At 70.1% G+C, this 468-nt stretch carries 1 protein-coding gene and 1 pseudogene; one reads left to right on the plus strand and one right to left on the minus strand.

Annotated features, from left to right (window positions below; translation table 11 throughout):
• On the plus strand, positions 1 to 136 hold a 136-nt coding region (locus RNB18_RS51495; RefSeq protein ID WP_311720996.1), incomplete at its 5' end, for an RtcB family protein.
• Positions 137 to 188: 52 nt separating this feature from the next.
• Here RNB18_RS51495 and RNB18_RS51500 read toward each other — a convergent pair.
• Positions 189 to 468, minus strand: a pseudogene (locus tag RNB18_RS51500) (oxidoreductase); the annotation flags it as partial.

Here is a 468-nt window from a genome sequence, read left to right on the forward strand (position 1 = left end):
GTATTGCCGCAAGGACTCCGGGGTGGTGGACGAGATCCCCGGCGCGTACAAGCCGATCGAGCAGGTCATCGACCAGCAGCGGGACCTGGTCGAGGTCGTCGCGAAGCTCAAGCAGGTGGTGTGTGTGAAGGGCTGAGGCCCCGTTGCCCCAGCCGTCTCCAGCACCGCCGCCCGGTCCACTGCATCCGCTACAGGGTGCGGTGGACCTTCGTGTTGGATGCCTGGGCGCGGGGGCGGACCACCAGGAGGTCGATGTTGACGTGGCTGGGGCGGGTGACGGCCCAGCCGATCGTGTCGGCCACGTCCTCGGCGGTGAGGGGGGCGTCCACGCCCGCGTAGACCTTGGCGGCCTTCTCGGTGTCGCCGCGGAAGCGGGTGGTGGCGAACTCGTCGGTCTTGACCATGCCGGGGGCCACCTCGATGACGCGGACCGGGGTGCCGACGATCTCCAGGCGCAGGGTCTCGGCC

The organism is Streptomyces doebereineriae (genome assembly GCF_031845645.1).
Lineage (GTDB): Bacteria > Actinomycetota > Actinomycetes > Streptomycetales > Streptomycetaceae > Streptomyces > Streptomyces canus.